Source organism: Vibrio sp. S17_S38, from assembly GCF_014694375.1.
Lineage (GTDB): Bacteria > Pseudomonadota > Gammaproteobacteria > Enterobacterales > Vibrionaceae > Vibrio.
In genome coordinates this window covers 1-4,153 of sequence record NZ_JAAUWW010000039.1, presented here as the reverse complement: position 1 = coordinate 4,153, position 4,153 = coordinate 1, and the positions used below count along the sequence as shown (strand labels likewise).

Below are 4,153 nucleotides of genomic sequence, written 5' to 3'. Positions count from 1 at the left end.
AACTTGATAGTAGATTTCGGTTCCGTCTTCTTGATGAATTTTACAACAACAATATCGACTATATCCACCGTGATAACAAAATTGCTCAGGTAACGTTTCTATAATTTGAGGGAGATTTAAGGACAACTTATATCTAATAAGGTCGAATTGACGTTTATCTGTTGGGTGTGGGTATATCCAATGCAGTTCAATTTCATCATCATCCTCTATACCTTTCGTAAATACGTGATGAGAAATGGTAAAAAAAAGTGTGTATTGTTCACTACGTTCAGGACGAGTAAAGGTGATTTTTTTAGCATTTAAATGAGAAAAATTATAATCTATTCCACCAAGTTCAAAATTTTTCCAAATTTGCACTTCATTATCATTAAGATTGAATATTTGTTTATTTTTCATTGGGAATTTACTTTGAGGTAGAAATAACAAAGGCTCCATCTAGGGAGCCTTCGCCAAGATAAATCTTGGAATCAGAACGTCATTACCGGGCACTGCCTCGACCGTATAGGTTACGTGATGTCATAAAAACCTGTATAAGCATTTTTATGTCTGCTGCATCATTAGGTTTAATTATGCGATATATCGTTGCACCTGTAAACAATATTGTATGTTTTTTCGTAACTCTGTAAACGGTTATCTTTATTTCTAGCACCTAGCAATAGGAATATCTCGCCACCTTGTAGTGTATTGTGGAGTTAGTCGGTTACGCTTCATTGCCCATTTCTCTACAGTTCCTTGGGCTGCCAAGAACAAGGAATCATTGCCATAGCGGTGATTCAAATTGTCCATTATATTCATGAGCTTTGAATCATCCTGTTCAGGGTTTAACAGATCTAATTGAGCGTGTTTTCCTTCGACCAAATCAATGAGGCCAATCCCAATTTTATAGTAGCGTACATTTGGCTTAAACATCTGGATTGCCAAAATGGAAGCTACTTGATTTAAAACCGTTGTATCAGACGTTGGATAAGGAAAATGGTGTATTGCTTTACTGCTTACTGGATGAATATCAAATGGTGAACTCGATGCGAAGCACATCATTACCTTGCATAATGATTGCTGTTTCCTTGCTTTGGCGGCTGCTATACCAACATGTTTACTTAACGCTTGTTGTAATGTGGTTAAATCAGTAATTCGAGTGCCTACACTACGTGTTGAGAAAATCTGTTTTTTATCCGCTCTAATGGCATCCCAATGTTTACACACTTGACCATTTAATTCTCGAACCGTTCTTTCAACTTCAACATTAAACTGGCGCTGAGCTTCATTTGGATTAAAACACGACAGATCATAAGCCGTTTTTATCCCTAGAATATTAAGCTTTGCAGTTAATCTACGACCAATTCCCCATACCTCTGATACTGGTACGTTTTTTAAAACCTGAATACGTTCTGATTCTGAGTCCAATACACAAACACCATTATAACCAGGTATTTTTTTAGCTGCATGGTTAGCCAATTTTGATAAAGTTAAAGTTTTTCCGATACCAACACACACAGGTAAGCGGCACTCTTTCCAAACGGCTTTTCGTATCAAAATTCCATGTTCGCGTAAGCAAGGAATAGCTTTCGCACATTTTTCTAAAGATAAGAACGATTCATCAATGCTATAAACATGTTGAACAGGAGCAAACCTTCCAAGTACAGCCATCATTTTAGATGATAAATCCGCATATAATTCATAATTGGATGAAAGAGCAATCACCCCTAGACGCTCACATCGGTTCTGTATTTCAAAGAACGGTTTGAATTTTGGAATTCCTAATTCTTTAGCCTGTCTATTGGCCGCCACAAACAGCCATCGTTATTTGATAGTACGACTATAGGCTTACCACGCAGATCAGGTCTAAAGACCTGTTCTGCACTACAATAATGAATTAGCATCAACGAGGGCAAACATTTAGCACCACGACACAGGGGCGTGACAACGTAATGAGCAAATGACCACACCTTCCACCGAAAATGAATCTAAATCATGAATAAAAATAGGCGCATAATCATCATTAGATGACAGCAAAAGGCCGCGCTGAGTATCGATGCGCTTACAGACAAATTCGCCATTATAATTAGCCACAATAATACTGTTATTGCTAACGCTTACGGCTCTATCGACAATTAAGATGTCATCATCAAAAATTCCATCATCACGCATAGATTCGCCAGAAACACGACTAAAATATGTTGCATGAGGATGCTTAATTAGAAGAGCATCTAAGTCTAAACCAAGCTGGGTGTACTCAGATGCAGGGGATTCAAAACCAGTAATACCGGCACTCACGGAGATGGGCGTAACTTTCATAATTATCACACGACACTGTATAAAAACACAGTATCATTTTTGATGATCGAAAGAAATTTTGCAAATTTTAATTATTATTTTAGTAAAATTACTAGTAAAAATCTCGTAAAGATCATACTGTACGTAAAACACAAACTTTACGTGAGATTTATATTTATGGAATTTAGATACCCAACAGCAGTTACTGAAACGAACTTAACAGCATTAAGATACTTAACTTTACAGCTAAGAGACCCAAAGTCTGCTCGTGTAACATTTGATTCTATTATCAATAAGCTAGGAAATTCTGTTGAAAGTTACCCTGAATGGCACCCAATTTTACAAATACCGAAAACTAATACGAAATATTCCCCTTTCTTAAAAGATCTATATAAGGGAATTGACCATACTGTAAAATTTGTGAGAGGCTTTGTTACATGCCCTTATCAAAAATCAGAAGCAGACAAATTAGTTGATGTTGTAAATAAACTACCAGGATTAAAGGCTTATCATTTAAACGAGCCGTTATATAGTGATGATAGTTATCCCGTCGTTGTTGAAGCAACAGATATTGTTTTAGAAGCTGATGGAACCATTCGTACTCGTGATGCATTAGTATGGTGCGTAAAAAAACTTGTGGAACATGCTCACGGTGCAGAAGTAGCCGAAACTTGGTGGAACATAAGATCTGACATATTAGGTAAGCCTCACGGTTCGCGTTCATCAGTGTTTGTGAATCAATACACCGGAGGACACATGCGAAAAATTTTAGAAGCATTAAATAATAGCGGAATGTATGGTGAAATTTTGGAACGTTCACTGGAAATGCTATCAAAGCAAAAGAGAAATAAAATTTGCGATACCTTAATGAGAGCAGCGCTTAAGGAATTTGATAAAAAAACTCAAATTTTTGAATTCGAATTACATGGTGAAATTTGCCAGGCAAGAATAATCGATACTTGGAATGATGGTAGCGAGCTTTCAATCAAAATAGATATAAATGAAAATGATTTAAATGTGAATGGATTTTACTATCAGGAAAATGACCGACTGGAGTATACAGACCCGAGAGGTAAAAAAAAGATAGCTGAAAAATTTTTATAAGTAGATTAAAAATCAGTCTTTCTATGTACATAACCCTGTATATACAGGGTTACGTACAAAACAAATTTAGTATACATATGCTATTAATTCATTACCTTCGGTTTCTATAATTACTACCGAAATTTCTTTGCTCCAAACGGTTGTTTCATCTTTCCAAACTTTATCTGGCATTGGTAAGTTAAGTTCTTCACTTATCGAATAAATTATCGATTCAAAATCATTTTTATAGCCACGATCTAAGACAAAAGTATGCTTAATTTTTTCTATCATATACCTATTCCTTTTACGTAATAAATATTTAAGACAACCTATTCACTTTTCGGCCAGTCGAAATATTTACCATACTCGCCTACTTGGGGTTTTGCGCCCATTTCAGCGAAAAGTCCAATGTGAGCCTACAGCCCTTTATTTATAAGGGCTGTAGGGAATAGCCTATTTTCTAATATCCTTCTTAAGCTACCAGTTCGACCATGCTCTCCTCTCTCCAAGGCTCTAAGTTCTCAAGCAGTTTCTCTAGAACAATATTGTCTTTTTGAATAGTAATATGCCAGTAGCTCTAATCTAAGCGCACCCACTTGGAGAAGAAATAGGTGCATTTATTTCGAGAGATTTTCCTTGGAACCACTTTCGCCATCCTGTAGTTTGTCTTGATACATGCCCAAGTTGTTCAGTCAAAGCAACCAGAGCGCCATGAGGCAAGAATTTTAATTCCCAAGCTAACATTAATAAACTTTGTACGGTTTCTAAAAGTGCACTAAGTTCTAGTAATAAATCT

Annotated in this window: 4 protein-coding genes and 2 pseudogenes; 1 reads left to right on the top strand and 5 read right to left on the bottom strand. The window is 36.3% G+C overall.

All coding sequences use genetic code 11. The annotated features are described in order from the left end of the window. The 3 genes and pseudogenes from HC725_RS16430 to HC725_RS16420 form a co-directional block, all read right to left on the bottom strand. A partial coding sequence (locus HC725_RS16430; RefSeq protein WP_190332940.1) for a heat-shock protein occupies positions 1-396 on the bottom strand: 396 nt, incomplete at its 3' end. 246 nt (positions 397-642) lie between these two features. Continuing rightward, positions 643-1,896: pseudogene (locus HC725_RS16425) on the bottom strand (Y-family DNA polymerase). Next, entirely contained in the window at positions 1,897-2,295 is a 399-nt protein-coding gene (locus HC725_RS16420) for a LexA family protein (RefSeq protein WP_190332939.1), read from the bottom strand. Between the two features lie 156 nt (positions 2,296-2,451). On the opposite strand from HC725_RS16420, the gene HC725_RS16415 reads away from it, so the two are divergent. Further along, on the top strand, positions 2,452-3,378 hold the full coding sequence (locus HC725_RS16415) for a hypothetical protein (protein ID WP_190332938.1): 927 nt from the start codon (positions 2,452-2,454) through the stop codon (positions 3,376-3,378). A 66-nt stretch (positions 3,379-3,444) separates the two neighbouring features. Here HC725_RS16415 and HC725_RS16410 read toward each other — a convergent pair whose 3' ends face one another. Beyond that, the gene (locus tag HC725_RS16410; protein WP_190332937.1) at positions 3,445-3,648 is read right to left on the bottom strand and encodes a hypothetical protein; all 204 of its coding nucleotides are present in this window, start codon (positions 3,646-3,648) and stop codon (positions 3,445-3,447) included. Between the two features lie 291 nt (positions 3,649-3,939). Beyond that, positions 3,940-4,153 (bottom strand): annotated as a pseudogene (locus HC725_RS16405) (hypothetical protein); the annotation flags it as partial.

Excerpts from the sequence above, each read along its gene's own strand:
- HC725_RS16420 (WP_190332939.1), bottom strand. The coding sequence starts at position 2,295 with ATGAAAGTTACGCCCATCTCCGTGAGTGCCGGTATTACTGGTTTTGAA.
- HC725_RS16415 (WP_190332938.1), top strand. The coding sequence starts at position 2,452 with ATGGAATTTAGATACCCAACAGCAGTTACTGAAACGAACTTAACAGCA.
- HC725_RS16410 (WP_190332937.1), bottom strand. The coding sequence starts at position 3,648 with ATGATAGAAAAAATTAAGCATACTTTTGTCTTAGATCGTGGCTATAAA.